The following is a 14,701-nucleotide window of genomic DNA, read 5'->3' on the forward strand; positions in this document are numbered from 1 at the left end:
GTCGAAGACAAGGCCTTCCACGCAACGCCCGCGCTTTATCGCCCCCCTGTGTCCCGTTCGCTACAGGACGTGGTTAACAAAAAGGACGCGCCGAGGAACCGGCGCGTCCTTCGTATGCTGGAAAATCGCCGGGCGCGGGTCAGCCCTTGCCGCGCGCCTGCTCGGCGGCCAATGACATGCGCACGAGCTCGGAGAGGCTGCCGGCGCTCATTTTCAGCATCACATTGGCGCGGTGAACCTCCACCGTGCGGACGCTGATGCCGAGTTCGCGGCCGATGACCTTGTTCGGCATTCCGTGCAAGAGACGCTCGAGCACCTCGCTCTCGCGCGCGGTGAGCGTCTGCAGACGCGCCTCGATCGTCTGCGTCTCGGCGGCGCGGAACTGCTCCTCCCGCTCATAGGCGAGCGCGAGGCGCACGCAGGCGATCAGCGCCTCATTGTCGAAAGGCTTTTCGAGAAAGTCGAAAGCGCCCTGCTTCATCGCCTGCACGGCGAGCGACACATCGGCATAAGCGGTGATGACGACGACCGGCAGCGACAAATGCCGCGCCTTCATCGCCTCCAGCAGCTCTATGCCGGTCATCTCCGGCATACGCGCGTCGGTTACGACGCAGCCCGTATCGCCGGAATCGACGGAAGCGAGAAATCGGCTGGCGCTCTCATGCGCCCGGACCCGAAAGCCGTCCGTCGACAATAGAAGACTGAGAGAATCGCGAACGGCGTCGTCGTCGTCGACGATATGAATCGTGGCGTCTCTGCTCATCCGTTCTTGCGGAAGGGCACAAATTCGACGAGACGACTCGTCGACGAGCGCGCTCGTCAGCGGAGGCGGCTGAACCATGGTCATCCTTCGTCTCGAGTGGAACAAGCGCGTCGCGCGTCTCGACGCGCCGACACAGGGAACGCGAAGCATGGGATCGCATCGCGCAGCGACAGACAGATCATCATCAAAAGCCCCGGAATAACCAAGCGCGGAAAGGCCGAGCGAACGACGTCTGCGCCGAGTTTCGTTCGGCGTGACCCGCGCTATAACCATTATTCTGGGCAGGGCGGGGATTGACAAACTGGGGAATACACGTAGCTGGGAATCGAGCATGCGCGAATCACAAGCGAGCGTTCGAATAATATTCGCGCAACGCATCACGCTTCGTTCCATTTTCGCGCAATGGCGATGACGAGAGCATTTTTCTACTGTGGATTGTCGGCGCTCGCGATGCTCGCTCCCGCCGCGGCGGAAGCGACGCGCGATGAGGATGCGCGCGTCGAATGGCTGCTTCGCATAGACGAAGCACGCGAGCGTTACGACGCTTTCGCGACGCGCGTCGTCGCCGATCGCGAGCGCGCCGTCGAGACGCGCGACGCGCGCCAAGATGCGCGCCTCGACGATCCGACCTTGCGCAAAGGCGACATCATCGTCACACAGACGGGCCTGCTGATGTTCGAAGGCTCCGACAAAATCGCGCCCGACATCTCCGATTTCGCGCCCATCGGCGAAGCGCGCGCGCGGCGCTCGGAGCATAGCGCGACGCTGCTCGGCATTTTGCGCGCCCGCCCCGCCCGCTGAGCACGCCATTGCGCGCGCCCGGCGTGAGGCGTCGTGCGCGAGGCTCGGCTGCCGCGCGGCGGATTTTGTGCTAGAGAAGCGGCGCCATCGCCACGCCGGCCTTGAACCGGACGCTGCGGAGAAGACACATGTTCATCCAGACCGAGACCACGCCCAACCCTTCCACGCTGAAGTTTCTGCCCGGCCGCCCCGTCCTCGCCGAGGGCGCGCGCGAATTCCGCTCGCCGGAGGCCGCGGCCGCCTCGCCGCTCGCCGGCGCGCTGCTGTCGATCGACGGCGTCGAAGCAGTGATGTTCGGCCCCGATTTCGTCTCCGTCACCAAGACGGGCGCCGAATGGGCGCATCTGAAGCCGGCCATTCTGGGCACGATCATGGAGCATTTCAGCTCCGGCCAGCCGATCGTCATCGACGGCGCCGAGGCCGCTCCGGCGGAGTTCTTCGATCCCGCCGACGCCGCGACAGTGGCGCAGATCAAGGAGCTGATCGCGACGCGGGTGCGGCCGGCGGTCGCCAATGACGGCGGCGACATCACTTTCCGCGGCTTTCGCGACGGAATCGTCTATGTGGCGATGAAGGGATCGTGCTCCGGCTGCCCCTCCTCCACGGCGACGCTCAAGAATGGCATAGAGAATATGCTGCGCCATTTCGTGCCCCAGGTCACGTCGGTGCAGCAGGTTTGAGAGGCCGCTTTGAAAGCCGCGCGAAACCCGTCATAATCCGCCGGCAATGAGAATCCTCGCCATCGACACGGCGCTTCCCGCCGTCTCCGCCTGCGTGCTCGATCTGGGCGCCGCGGACCCAATCGCTATCGAGACGGCGCCCATGGAGCGCGGCCACGCCGAGGAATTGCTGCCGCTCGTCGAGCGCGTCGTCGCCGCGGCGGGCGGCGGCTTCGCCTCCATCGGACGGGTGGCGGTCACGGTCGGGCCCGGCTCCTTCACCGGCATCCGAATCGGTCTCGCGGCGGGCCAGGCCATCGCTCTCGCCGTGAAGGCGCCGATCGTCGGCGTCTCCACTCTGGCGGCGCTGGCGGCGCCTCATGTGCTCGTCCCCTTCGACGGCGTGGTGGCGGCGGCGATCGACGCCCGCCATGGCCAAGTCTATGTGACCGCCTATGGGCCGGATGGCCGCACGCTCTTGTCGCCGCGACGCGTCGGCGCCCATGAGGCGCTGCGCGCGCTCGGCTCGGGCCCGCTGCGGCTGATCGGCTCCGGCGCGCCGCTGCTGGCGGAGGAGGCGCGGCTCGCCGGCCTCGAGGCGGAGGTCGCCAGCCGCGCGCCGGCGCCCGATATCGCCTATGTCGCGCGGCTCGGCCTCGTCGCCGATCCGGCGACGGCCCCCGCCCGCCCGCTCTATCTGAAGGCGCCGGACGCCAAGCCCTCGGAGCAGCGCCCGCTGCAAGACGCCCCGGCCGAGGCATGAGCGGCGCCGTCATGAGCTTGTTCTCGACCTTCTTTCCGAGGCCCCATTATGTGATCCGCCCCATCGGCGCCGATCACGCCTATGATTGCGCCAAGATCCACGCGGCCTCTTTCGCCTTTCCCTGGTCCAAGATCGATTTCGAGAGCCTTTTGACGGACCGCACCATTCTCGCCGACGGCGCGATGAACGAGCGCCTGCTCAAGGACGAGATGGGCGGCATGGCGCTGTCTCGGCTGCTGCCGCCGGACGCCGAGATTCTGACATTCGCCGTCGATCCGGCCCGTCGCGGGGCGGGCCTCGGTCGCACGCTGCTCGCGGCCCATATGACCAATCTCGAGCGCGGCGGCGCGCGGCTCGTTTTCCTCGAGGTGGGCGAGGACAATGCCGCGGCGCTGAAGGTCTATGAGAGGCTGGGATTCAAGACGATCGGCCGGCGCGAGAACTATTATCAGCGTCCGAACGGCGAGCGTCAGGCGGCGCTGACGATGCGGTGCGAGCTTTAGAGCCTTTTTGTTTTTGAAAGCCGGCGCTCGGGGGACGACGGCAACGCCTCGCGCGGGCCTCGCGACATATCGACGTCTTGCCAGCGGACGACGCCGCCCCAACTAGGCTCATCGCAACGCAGCCCCCATGGCCATGGAAAGGGATCGTCATGTCCACGAGAACTTCGTCCGCGTCGATTTCCGCCCCCAAGCTGTCGCCACTCGGCGTCGCCCTGCTTTTCGCGACGGCGCTCGCCGTGTCGCCGAGCTACGCGGGCGGAATGATGGGCGGCGGAGGAGGCTATGGCGGAGGGGGCCATGGCGGCGGCGGTTATGGCGGAGGCGGTTATGGCGGAGGAAGATGGGAGCCCCGCCATCAGGGCCGCTCCGGCTACGGCGGCCTTGGCCACTGGCGCAATTGCTACAGGTTCGACGCCGCCTCTCGGGCGGCCTTCAGAGCCGGCGATTATCCGCGCGGCAATGCGCTGCAGGACCGATTCTACGGCTGCATGAGGTCGCGCTGGATCGACTGAAGCGCCGCGCAGAAATTTCCGTCACGAAACTGTCGCTCGCGCGTTGGAAAGAGGGCCATGCCCTATCTGCGCGCGATCACTTTCGTCCTGGCGATGGCCGGGGCCTTCGTCGTCTTCGTTCCTATCCAGTGGCTGGCGCGACGGCGCCGCTGGGAGCTGCGCCATCGCATCCAGACCGGCTTTTGCCGCGTCATGTGCAGGATCATCGGCATAGAGGTCCGCGAGAGCGGCGCGCCAGGTGGCTCCAGCCCGCGATTCGTCGTCGCCAATCACGTGTCCTGGACCGACATCATCGCGCTCGCGAGCCTGTATCCACTCGTCTTTCTCGCCAAGGCCGAGGTCGCCTCCTGGCCAGTGCTCGGCTTTCTGGCCCGGCTGCAGGGCACGGTCTTCGTCGAGCGCGGCAATCGGCGGGCGATCCCGATCGTCAATGCGGCGCTGGCCGAGCGGCTGCGGGCGGGCGACGACGTCGTCGTCTTCGCCGAGGGAACCTCGAGCGACGGCGCAGGCGTGCTGAAATTCAACGCATCGCATTTCGCCATGCTGAGCGGGCTCGCCGAGTCCAACCAGGATGCGGCGAAGCCGACGCTCGTTCCGACCGCGATCGTCTATACGCGGCGCTCGAGCACAGGCGAGCGGCTCGACGTCGGCTGGTATGGCGATATGACTTTTCTCCCGCATTTGTGGAGTCTGATGAAGCGCGGCGGCGCGAAATGTCATATACTATGGGGTGAGGCGGTGGACCCGAGCTCCGGCGACCGCAAAGCTCTCGCCGCCGCGACAGAGGCCAGCGTGCGCGAACTCTTGGCGGCCGATCTCTCGGCGGCGGGCGGCAAGCGCGCGTAATATCGCCGGGGCGTGTTCTCCGAAAAGCGCGAAGCGGTTTTCGGAGAACACGCGATCGTGCAGCTCGAGAGAGTTCCGCCAGGAGAATTGAGATTACCGACGCCGCATCTAAGCCGATCGCTCCCGCATCGCAGTCCCGCGGAGACGCGGAATCGCCCGGCAAAGCAAAAGCCTATGTGAAATCATATGGCTGCCAGATGAACGTCTATGACGCGACGCGCATGGCGGATTTGCTCGCGTCGCGCGGCTATGCGGAAGCCGCCGATGAGGACGAGGCCGATCTCGTCGTGCTCAACACTTGCCATATTCGAGAGAAGGCGACCGACAAGGTCTATTCCGAGCTCGGCCGTCTCGCCAAGCTGAAGAGCGAGCGCGGCGCCGAGGGGCGCGACTATAAAATCATCGTCGCCGGCTGCGTCGCCCAGGCCGAGGGCGAGGAGGTGCTGCGCCGCCAGCGCGCGGTCGATCTCGTCGTCGGGCCGCAGAGCTATCATCGCCTCGCCGATCTTTTGACCCGCGCCGAGGCCGGCGAACGCCTCGCCGAGACGGATTTCGCCGTCGCCGACAAATTCGCGGCGCTGCGCCGCATGGCGGCCGAGGGCAAGCGCGTGCGCGACGTCACGGCTTTCGTCACCGCTCAGGAAGGATGCGACAAATTCTGCTCCTTCTGCGTGGTGCCCTACACGCGCGGCGCCGAGGTCTCGCGACGTCCGTCTGAGATCATCGAGGAGGCGGAGGCGCTAGCCGCCGCCGGCGTGCGCGAGCTGACCATCATCGGGCAGAACGTCAACGCCTATAGCGGGACGGACCAGCATGGCGCGCCCTGGTCCCTGCCCCGGCTGCTGGCGCGGCTCGGGCGTATCGAAGGCGTCACGCGGCTGCGCTACACCACCAGCCACCCGGTCGACATGACGCAGGAGCTGATCGACGCCCATGCCGAGCTTCCCTTTTTGGCGCCCTTCGTGCATCTTCCCGTTCAATCGGGCTCGAATCGCATTTTGAAGGCGATGAACCGGCGCCATGACGCGAGCTTCTATCTGGACATCGTCGCGCGGCTGCGCGCGGCGCGGCCGGATATTGCACTCTCGTCCGACTTCATCGTCGGCTTTCCCGGCGAGACGGACGCGGATTTCGAGGCGACATTGGAGCTCATTCGCGCTGTCGGATTCGCATCCACATTTTCGTTCAAATATTCGCCGCGTCCCGGCACGCCGGGCGCCGAGCGCGAGGATCAGATCGACGAGAGCGTCAAATCCGAGCGGCTCGCCATTCTGCAGACGCTGGTCGAGGAGCAGCGGCAGGCGTTCAACGCCGCCACTGTCGGCCGCACGGTCGAGGTCTTGTTCGAGAAAGCCGGCCGGCACGAGGGTCAGATCGCCGGCAAGAGCCCCTATATGCAGCCCGTTCATGCGATGGGCGGCGCGGAGCTGATCGGAAAGACGCTGCCGGTGACGATCGTCGCCGCCGGCTCCAATTCGCTCGCCGGACGCATCGCCGGCCGCGCGATCCCAAATGATGCGAGGGAGGCCGCCCTGTGACGCTCGACCGCGAGAGACGGGTCTTCGAACAGCCGGATGCGCCGCGCTCGGGCGAGCCGGAGGCGGAAGTCACGCTCGCCTTCGAGGACAATCGTTACGCCTCGCTCGTTTTCGGCCTCTACGACCAGCATCTCGCCAAGATCGAGCGGCGGCTCGGCGTTTCCTGCTTCGCCAATGGAAATCATGTCACGCTCAAGGGTCGCTCGGAGTCCTGCGAGCACGCCCGCCGCGTTCTGGAAACTCTCTATGGCCGGGTGCAGCTCGGCCAGAATGTGGGGCTCGGCGACGTGGATGGCGCTATTCAGGAATCGGCCCGCCAGGGCAGCCTCTTTCCCGAGGCGGAGCCCGGCCGCGCCGTCTTCGAGCAGATTTCGACGCGCCGACGCGGGCCGGTGCGCGCCCGCAATCTCGCCCAGGACCTCTATTTGCGGGCGTTGAAGCGCCATGAGCTGGTCTTCGCCGAAGGGCCCGCCGGCACGGGCAAGACCTGGCTCGCCGTCGGCCATGCGGTCTCGCTGCTCGAGCAGGGAGCGGTCGAGCGCATCATCCTCTCGCGACCGGCGGTGGAGGCCGGCGAGCGCTTGGGCTTCCTGCCCGGCGACATGCGCGAGAAGGTCGACCCCTATCTCCGACCCATTTACGACGGCCTTCATGATTTCATGGACCCGCGCATGGTGGAGCGCGGCATTCAGACCGGCATGATCGAGGTGGCGCCGCTCGCCTTCATGCGCGGCCGCACGCTCACCAAAGCCTGCGTTCTGCTGGACGAGGCGCAGAACGCCACCTCCATGCAAATGAAAATGTTTCTTACCCGACTCGGCGACGGATCGCGTATGATCGTCAATGGTGACCCGTCGCAGACCGATCTCCCGCCCGGCCAAAAGTCCGGATTGAGCGAGGCGATCGCGCTGCTCTCCAACATAGAGGGCGTCGGAAGAGTGAAATTCGCCGAGGGCGATGTGGTGCGCCACGACCTCGTGCGGCAAATCGTCGGGGCCTATGAAGCCGCCGGGCGGGAGAAGGCGAAGCCTCGAGAACCATGAGCGTCGCGATCGACATCATCGTCACCGCGCCCTGCTGGGACCAGCAGGCCGGGCTCGACGAGCTGACGCAGAGTACCGTGCGCGAGTGCGTCGCCCAGACGGCGGCGCCGCTCGCGCCGGGCTGCGAGCTGAGCGTCAATTTCACCGATGACGCGACGATTCGCGAATTGAACGCGCAATGGCGCGGCATGGACAAGCCCACCAATGTGCTCTCCTTCGAGACGCCCGGTCCGCTCGCGCGCCGCATGGCGCTCGGCGACATCGTCATCGCGCATGAGACAGTGGCGCGCGAGGCGGTGGAGCAAGACAAGAGCTTCGAAGCGCATCTCACCCATTTGCTCATTCATGGATTTCTGCATCTGATCGGCTACGACCACCAAACTCCACGGGAGGCCGAAGAGATGGAGGCTCTGGAGCGCCGCATAGCCGCGGCGCTCGGCCTCAACGATCCTTACGAAGGCTCCGAGCCCGTGGCGGAGACTTCATCCAAAGGAAAATCGAACGGCGATGTCTAGGACGGATAATGGCGAGCACGCGGCCACGAGGCGCGAGCAGCGAAGCGGCATCGTCGATCGGCTGCGCGCGCTCATCGGGCTGGGCTCGCCCTCGGTGCGCGAGGATATAGAGGAGGCGCTGGAGGGCGCCGCCGGCGATGTGACGCCGCATGAGCGCGTGCTGCTGAGAAATGTGCTGGCCCTGCACGATCTGCGCGTCGCCGACGCGATGATCCCGCGCGCCGACATCGTCGCCGCCGCGCAGGACGCGACGCTCGGCGAGACGCTGGCGCTGTTCCGCAACGCCGGCCACTCTCGCCTGCCCGTCTATGGCGACACGCTCGACGATCCGCGCGGCATGATCCACATTCGCGATTTCGTCGATTATCTCGCCTCGCTCGCCGAGCGCGCCGAACCGGTGACGGCGGAAGCGCCGGCGCCCGGCGAACATGCGGCGACCGTGTCGCTCGCCGCGATCGATTTTTCCGCGGAGCTCTCCACCGTCACCGTGCTGAAGCCGGTGCTCTATGTGCCGCCTTCCATGCCAGCGCTCGATCTCCTCGTGAAGATGCAGGCGACGCGCACGCATCTCGCGCTCGTCATCGACGAATATGGCGGCACGCATGGTCTCGTCACGATGGAGGACATCGTCGAGATGATCGTCGGCGACATAGAGGACGAGCATGACGTCGACGAGGAGCCGCGCATAGAGACCGTGTCCGACGGCGTCTACCTCATCGACGCCAAGGCCGATCTCGAGGAAGTCTCGCAGCGGCTCGGCGTCGATTTCACGCCGGAGGACGACGGCGCCGAGGTGACGACGCTCGGCGGGCTCGTGGCCTCGCTCGCCGGCCATGTGCCGATGCGCGGCGAGATCGTGCCCGCGCCGGTGGAAGGCTGGGAGTTCGAGATCGTCGAAGCCGATCCGCGCCGCGTCGCGCGGCTGCGGGTTCATGCGCCGAAATAGGTGCCTGTGTCATCGAAGCTGAACGGTTTTAAAAGAGCGAGCCTTCAGGCTCGCTTCTCGACACACATGAATTCAACCGACGCGGACCCTACGACCGACGCTCGCGCGTCATTCTCCCCATGGAGAGAATGACGCGCCGATCACATGTTTCAAACGCGCAGCGACGCGACCTGCCGCCGCCCCGCGCCAATGGCCGCGCAGACGAGGCCAAAGGCCCAGAGGCCGAAGAAGGCGCAGGCGTTGATGGCGAAGATACGCGCGACGCTGGCGAGCGCATAATGCGAGACATCGCCGCCGATGGCGCGGGTGATGGCGAAGAGCGCCCCCTCATAGACGAGAAAGCTCGCTGCGAGCGCGGCGAAAGGCGCGCCGGCGCCGATAGACATGCGCGCGGCGAAACGCGCCGTCTCGCAGCAGACGAGCGCGATGATTCCGAGCGCGCCGCCCCAGGCGAGCGTCTCGACGTCCAATGGATAATGCAGCATGGTGAAGCCGACGAGCTGATTGGCGAGCCAGACCGCCGCCGTCAGCGCCAGCGCGTGGCGCCGCGCGCTCGTCAGCGCCGCAATGGCGGCGAAACCCGCGAGCGGCGCCGCACAAGCGAAAGCCAGCGAGAAGAAGGCGCCGACGAGAATGAGCGCGCCGCTCCAGAGCAGATTGCGCTCTTCGATGATGGGAAGTGAAAGCCTTGTCATGCGATGCTCCTTATTTATGAGCGGGCCGGACGCCCTGCTCTGCCGAAGATCAATGCCGAAGATCAATGCGCCCGCCGATCGAGCGGATCTGGCTCGACCAGCCCGAGCCAGCGCGCCCGCAGCGCATCCCACAATGAGAGCCGCGACCAATCGGGCTCACGCAGGATTTTCTCCGTCTCTGGATGCAGAAACGGATTGGGCAAGAGCACGGCGAGCTGCTGCTCATCCGCGCCATTGAACAATTGCAGGCTCCAGGACATTGGAACGCATGTCCCCGAGAAGCGCCGCTGTAGCTCCGCGCGCGCCGTGCGCCTGTGCCGCGCGAGCTCTGGCGACGTCGGCCGCCTGCGCGGTCCCTTCGTCTCGCCGATGCAGACGTGAAAATGCGTCTGCCCGAAAGCGATGGTGAGATAGCCGTCGAGAAGACCAATATGCGTCGGCGCATGATCGACATGAATTTCGAAGGCCGCGCCTTGAATGATCGGCCCGAACACGATCTCGCGCCAATGATTTTCGAAGAGATCGCGCAAGAGCGCTTCGAGGCTCTGCGCGTCGGTCGGCAGAGCGAAGACATCGACCGGCGTTCCATCCGGCTCCAGGCGCCGTTGCGGCGTCGCATTCGTCATTGGTTTATTCTCCCTGAAACCGCGTCACCAGCTGAATTTCACGCCGCCATAGATGGAGCGTCCCGCCGTTCCATAATTGAAGACTTCCTCATAGCGCGCGTCATTGACGTTCTCGATCCGCGCGAACACCGACATGCGCTCGTCGATCTTGTAATCGGCGAAGAGATCGAGCTTTGCGTAAGGCGCGAGCGTCACACGCTGCGAGAAAATATAGTCATAGTCGGGGTTCGGCCCGACGAAGGCGAGGCGCGCCTCGAGCTCCAGCCCTGCGATTCCCGTGTAGATGACGGAGCCTGTCGCCTTGTCGCGCGGCCGGCGGAACAGGCTGCGATGCGTCGTAAGATTTTCCGCAGCGAGATGCGTGTAGCTCGCGCGCAAACGCCATTCGCCGGGAACGACGATCGCCTCGCCGGAAAATTCGACGCCTTTCGTGCGCGCGCGGCCAACATTGTAGTAGCAGCCGAAAGCCTGCGTCGCCGCGCAGCTCGGCGCGCGACCGAACTCGATGAGATCGCGAAAGCGATTTTCGAACAGCGACAGCGATGCGTAGAGACGCTCGCCGAACAAAGATTGATCGACGCCGACGTCATATCCGACGCTCGTCTCCGGCGCGAGAGCAGGATCGCCATATTGGCTGAAGCGCTGATAGAGCGAGGCGACGCGCGCGCCGGTGCCGGCGCTGCCGCGCAATTTGGTCCCCGTCTCCTCAAGGCGATAGGCGGCGGTCGCGCGCCATGTCGCGAATGTGCGGTTCTGATCGACAGCGTCGATACGTCCGCCATAGGAGAGATCGACGCGCTCGAGCAAGGTGAGCTTATGCTGCGCGAAGCCCGAATGCGTCGTCTGCGCAGCGTCGATCGGCGTGAATGTGGTCGGCGGAACGGGGTCCTGCGACGTGTGGACGGACTCCGTCTCATTGCGCGCGCCGAAGGTCAGAAGACCAAAGCCGCCGAGCGAAAGATCGCCCTGATATTCGAAGCCGCGCCGCGTTCCACGATAGCCGCGCAGGCAATTATAGGCGTCGTAGCTCGCATCATAGCAGGAGCGCGCCTGCCAGACGTCGCGGTTCGTCACATTGCCGAACAAAGTGAAGCGATTGTGCAAGGCCTTGTCGAACATGTCGGCGTCGATGCGCGCATACCCTTGCGCAAATGTCGCATGTTGATGGTTCTGTGGATCGTAGACGTCGATCGCCGAGAAGGAATAGGGATTGTCGAAGCGGATGGCGCTGTCATAGCCGAAGAATGCGGCTTCGACCGCGATATCCTCGTTCACGCGATAGCCGAGGCGCGCGCTGGCGCCGCCTTTTCTGGTCGGGTCATTGGGCGGCAGAGGCGGCAGAGGCGTCTTGCCGTCGCCGATCGTCAGCGGCCGCGCAATGCGATAGCCATAGCGCGGATGGCCGTCGATCGTCAGCGCATCGATCGCGAATGCATACCACAAGCGATCCTCGCTTCCCGAGACGCGCGCGCGCAAATGCGCGGTTCCATAGGAGCCGCCTTCCAGGGAGAGAGACGCGCGCGGCCGCCCCTCGCCTTTGCGCGTGACGATGTGAATGACGCCGCCCATGGCGTCGGAGCCATAGAGCGCCGATTGCGGGCCGCGCAGCACCTCTATGCGCTCTATGTCCGTGGCGACGAGGCCGCCGAGATCGACGGAGCCATCAGTGGAGGACGAATCGCCGATGCGCACGCCATCGACGAGGACCAGCGTCTGGCCGGGCGTCGCGCCACGCAGAAAGACGGAGGTCTGCGCGCCGGGGCCGCCGGTCTCATAGAGATCGAGGCCCGGCGCGCCGCGCAGCGCCTCGGTGAGGCCGCTCGCGCCGCGCTTCTCGATCTGCGCGGAAGGGATCACGGTGACGGCGGAGGAGGATTTGTCGACGCGCTCTTCGACGCGATCGGCGGAGACGATGGTCGCCGCGCCGATTTCGACGGCAGGAAGCGCCTCCTGTCCCGCGGCGCGAGCGGGAAGGAGAAGCACGGCGGAAAAAAGCGCAAAACGAGAAGCGGCGCCCGCGAGGGCGGCCCGATGGGACAGGGAAGACATTGCTGAACGACTCGCAGCAGACGTGGGCCGTCACTGCGAAAGGTCGCGGCCCTCTCGCGCAAAGCGAAAAGGGTCTCGGCCGCCTCGGTGCACCCCGCCCGACGCTATCGCGCGTGACCACGACTGATGGCAGGTCTCCTGGCTCGCGGGTCAGCGCCTTCGGATCGCCTTCCCGGAGCGCATGGCTCCAGTGGCTCGTTTGATCCTCGGCTCACCGCTCACAGTTGCGGGGGCAGCCGCGGCTTCGCCCCGTCGCCGGCGCTCACCGCATTCCCTTTTGATCCCTCGAGAGGGAACCATCCCTTTCAATAGAGCCGCGCCGCGCCGCCGTGTCAAGCGCCCGCGCGCATGTGCGGAACGAAGCCGCGCGCGGCGCGTTTGGACGACGGTGGGCATCGCCCTCGGGTCTCGCCCCACGGAAAATTCGATTAGAATTTCGGAGAAAACAAATGAGCGCCATTCACCTCGTCGCCACCAATGACCTCCCGCGCGCGCAAGTCGGCGGCGTGGACGATCCGAGCGTGCGCTGGGCGGGCGCCTTCGCCTCCTGCGGCGAGCATGGAGCGACGCAGTCCTCGACCATCGTCTATGAGATCGAGCCCGGCGGACGGCTCGGCTGGCACACCGACGCCACCGAGGAGACGCAATATATTCTCGGCGGCTCCGGCGAATTGCGCGCCGAGGGCGGCGTCACCCATCATGTGCGGCCAGGCGACGTCTTCGTCATTCCTACGCCGCTACGGCATGATCTCGTCAACACGGGCGAGGAAACGCTGCGCGCCGTCGCCTTCTTCGCGGCGCCGATGTTCACGCAGCGTTTCGACAATGTGATGATCGCGCCCGACGTGCACGTGCTGGGCACGCCGAATCGCGCGGGCTGAGCGCCTCACATATTGCCGAGACAGACATATTTGATCTCGAGATAGCTCTCTATGCCGTATTTGGAGCCCTCGCGTCCCATGCCCGACTGCTTCACGCCGCCGAAAGGCGCCGCCTCGCTCGACATGAGCGACTCATTGACGCCGACCATGCCGAACTCGAGCTGCTCTGCGACGCGGAACACGCGCGCTATGTCGCGGCTGTAGAAATAAGCGGCGAGGCCATAATGCGTCGAATTGGCGAGGCGGATCGCCTCCGCTTCATCCTCGAAAGTGGTGATCGCGGCGACGGGGCCGAAGATCTCCTCCGCGAAGATCTGCATGTCCGGCCGCGTATCGAAGAGCACGGTCGGCGCATAGAAATTGCCGCCGAGCTCATGGCGACCGCCGCCGGTCAGCACTTTCGCGCCGCGCGCGCGGGCGTCGGCGACGAGACGCTCGACCTTCTCGACCGCCGCCTCCTCGATCAGCGGACCGATGACGACGCCGGGCTCGACGCCGCGCCCGACCTTCAGCTTCGAGGCCGCCTCGGCGAGCTTGGCGCCGAAAGCCTCGGCGACATCCCTATGCACGAGGAAGCGATTGGCGCAGACGCAGGTCTGGCCGCTGTTGCGATATTTGGTCGCGAGCGCGCCCTTCACGGCGAGATCGACATCGGCGTCGGCGAAGACGATGAAAGGCGCGTTGCCGCCCAGCTCCATCGAGCATTTCTGCACATTCTCCGCCGCCTGACGCAGAAGAATTTTCCCCACTTCGGTCGAGCCGGTGAAGCTGATCTTGCGCACGGTCGGATTGGAGGTCAGCTCCACGCCGACGCTGGCGGGGTCATTGGTCGTCACCACATTGAGCACGCCGTCCGGCACGCCGGCGCGCTGCGCGACCTCTGCGAGCGCTATGGCCGAGAGCGGCGTCAGCTCGGCAGGCTTCACCACCATGGTGCAGCCGGCGGCGAGCGCCGCGCCGGCCTTGCGCGCGATCATGGCGGAAGGGAAATTCCAGGGCGTGATCGCGGCGGTGACGCCGATCGCCTGCTTGAACACGAGAATGCGCTTCTCGCGCGCCTGCTGCGGAATTACGTCGCCATAGACGCGGCGGCCCTCCTCCGCAAACCAGTCGAAATAGGCCGCGGCATAGGCGATCTCGCCGCGCGCCTCGGCGATCGGCTTGCCCTGCTCCGCGGTGATGATCTGCGCGAGGCGCTCCTGATCGGCGAGCAGCAGATCATGCAGGCGCCGCAATATTTGCGCGCGCTCCTTGGCGAGCTTGCCGCGCCAGCCGGGCAAAGCGCGCTCGGCCGCCTCGATCGCGCGGCGCGTCTCGGCCGCGCCCAGGTCCGGGACCTCGGCCAATACCGCGCCCGTGGCCGGATCGCGAACGGCGAAGGTCGCGCCATTGTCGGCGCCGACGAAGGCGCCGTCGACGAAGGCCTGATGGCGGAACGGGCGGGGCTCTCTGGTCATCTCGGCTGCGCTCCCGACGCGATACGAAAGGGGCCATCGAATACGGCGCCTTGGCCAGCGGACACAACATTTAGCTTCCGCAAATCGCGCGGGAGAAGCCCGCC

16 protein-coding genes and 1 riboswitch are annotated in these 14,701 nt (G+C 65.9%); of the genes, 11 read left to right on the forward strand and 5 right to left on the reverse strand.

What is annotated here, in order from left to right; genetic code table 11:
• Window positions 1-139: 139 nt before the first annotated feature.
• On the reverse strand, window positions 140-763 hold the full coding sequence (gene fixJ / locus KP010_RS20725) for a response regulator FixJ (RefSeq protein ID WP_166143970.1): 624 nt from the start codon (window positions 761-763) through the stop codon (window positions 140-142).
• Window positions 764-1,171: 408 nt separating this feature from the next.
• Here fixJ and KP010_RS20730 point away from each other — a divergent pair, with 408 nt between their 5' ends.
• From KP010_RS20730 to KP010_RS20775, 10 genes are all read left to right on the forward strand, one after another.
• Entirely contained in the window at window positions 1,172-1,564 is a 393-nt protein-coding gene (locus KP010_RS20730) for a hypothetical protein (RefSeq protein WP_142864711.1), read from the forward strand.
• Between the two features lie 128 nt (window positions 1,565-1,692).
• The gene (locus KP010_RS20735) at window positions 1,693-2,244 is read left to right on the forward strand and encodes a NifU family protein (protein WP_142864710.1); all 552 of its coding nucleotides are present in this window, start codon (window positions 1,693-1,695) and stop codon (window positions 2,242-2,244) included.
• A 46-nt stretch (window positions 2,245-2,290) separates the two neighbouring features.
• Window positions 2,291-2,986 (forward strand): tRNA (adenosine(37)-N6)-threonylcarbamoyltransferase complex dimerization subunit type 1 TsaB, encoded by a 696-nt coding sequence (tsaB, locus tag KP010_RS20740; RefSeq protein WP_142864709.1) that lies wholly within the window; start codon window positions 2,291-2,293, stop codon window positions 2,984-2,986.
• On the forward strand, window positions 2,983-3,489 hold the full coding sequence (locus KP010_RS20745; protein WP_142864708.1) for a GNAT family N-acetyltransferase: 507 nt from the start codon (window positions 2,983-2,985) through the stop codon (window positions 3,487-3,489). The genes tsaB and KP010_RS20745 overlap by 4 nt, the downstream gene beginning before the upstream one ends.
• A gap of 149 nt (window positions 3,490-3,638) precedes the next feature.
• The gene (locus KP010_RS20750) at window positions 3,639-4,001 is read left to right on the forward strand and encodes a hypothetical protein (RefSeq protein WP_142864707.1); all 363 of its coding nucleotides are present in this window, start codon (window positions 3,639-3,641) and stop codon (window positions 3,999-4,001) included.
• 57 nt (window positions 4,002-4,058) lie between these two features.
• Entirely contained in the window at window positions 4,059-4,847 is a 789-nt protein-coding gene (locus tag KP010_RS20755; RefSeq protein ID WP_142864706.1) for a 1-acyl-sn-glycerol-3-phosphate acyltransferase, read from the forward strand.
• Window positions 4,848-4,963: 116 nt separating this feature from the next.
• Window positions 4,964-6,385, forward strand: coding sequence for a tRNA (N6-isopentenyl adenosine(37)-C2)-methylthiotransferase MiaB (gene miaB, locus KP010_RS20760; RefSeq protein ID WP_281405371.1), 1,422 nt, complete (start codon window positions 4,964-4,966; stop codon window positions 6,383-6,385).
• Window positions 6,382-7,428: a PhoH family protein gene (locus tag KP010_RS20765; RefSeq protein WP_142862701.1), complete on the forward strand. Its 1,047-nt coding sequence runs from the start codon at window positions 6,382-6,384 to the stop codon at window positions 7,426-7,428. Before miaB ends, KP010_RS20765 begins: the two co-directional genes overlap by 4 nt.
• The gene (gene ybeY / locus KP010_RS20770; RefSeq protein WP_142862702.1) at window positions 7,425-7,943 is read left to right on the forward strand and encodes an rRNA maturation RNase YbeY; all 519 of its coding nucleotides are present in this window, start codon (window positions 7,425-7,427) and stop codon (window positions 7,941-7,943) included. The genes KP010_RS20765 and ybeY overlap by 4 nt, the downstream gene beginning before the upstream one ends.
• Complete coding sequence (locus tag KP010_RS20775) at window positions 7,936-8,889, forward strand: hemolysin family protein (protein ID WP_142862703.1); 954 nt, start codon at window positions 7,936-7,938, stop codon at window positions 8,887-8,889. The genes ybeY and KP010_RS20775 overlap by 8 nt, the downstream gene beginning before the upstream one ends.
• A 149-nt stretch (window positions 8,890-9,038) precedes the next feature.
• Here the strand turns inward: KP010_RS20775 and KP010_RS20780 are convergent, their stop codons facing one another.
• The 3 genes from KP010_RS20780 to KP010_RS20790 form a co-directional block, all read right to left on the reverse strand.
• Window positions 9,039-9,584 carry a hypothetical protein gene (locus tag KP010_RS20780; RefSeq protein ID WP_142862704.1) on the reverse strand — a complete coding sequence of 182 codons (546 nt, stop codon included), beginning with the start codon at window positions 9,582-9,584 and terminating at the stop codon, window positions 9,039-9,041.
• Between the two features lie 62 nt (window positions 9,585-9,646).
• The gene (locus KP010_RS20785; RefSeq protein WP_142862705.1) at window positions 9,647-10,210 is read right to left on the reverse strand and encodes a hypothetical protein; all 564 of its coding nucleotides are present in this window, start codon (window positions 10,208-10,210) and stop codon (window positions 9,647-9,649) included.
• Between the two features lie 24 nt (window positions 10,211-10,234).
• Complete coding sequence (locus KP010_RS20790; protein ID WP_142862706.1) at window positions 10,235-12,259, reverse strand: TonB-dependent siderophore receptor; 2,025 nt, start codon at window positions 12,257-12,259, stop codon at window positions 10,235-10,237.
• A 110-nt stretch (window positions 12,260-12,369) separates the two neighbouring features.
• Window positions 12,370-12,575, reverse strand: a riboswitch (cobalamin riboswitch).
• Between the two features lie 133 nt (window positions 12,576-12,708).
• On the opposite strand from KP010_RS20790, the gene KP010_RS20795 reads away from it, so the two are divergent.
• Window positions 12,709-13,140 (forward strand): cupin domain-containing protein, encoded by a 432-nt coding sequence (locus KP010_RS20795; protein ID WP_142862707.1) that lies wholly within the window; start codon window positions 12,709-12,711, stop codon window positions 13,138-13,140.
• 5 nt (window positions 13,141-13,145) lie between these two features.
• Here KP010_RS20795 and KP010_RS20800 read toward each other — a convergent pair whose 3' ends face one another.
• Window positions 13,146-14,597 (reverse strand): NAD-dependent succinate-semialdehyde dehydrogenase, encoded by a 1,452-nt coding sequence (locus tag KP010_RS20800; protein WP_142862708.1) that lies wholly within the window; start codon window positions 14,595-14,597, stop codon window positions 13,146-13,148.
• Between the last annotated feature and the right edge of the window lie 104 nt (window positions 14,598-14,701).

Origin of the sequence: Methylosinus sp. KRF6 (assembly GCF_018887255.1) — a bacterium.
Taxonomy (GTDB): Bacteria; Pseudomonadota; Alphaproteobacteria; order Rhizobiales; family Beijerinckiaceae; genus Methylosinus; species Methylosinus sporium.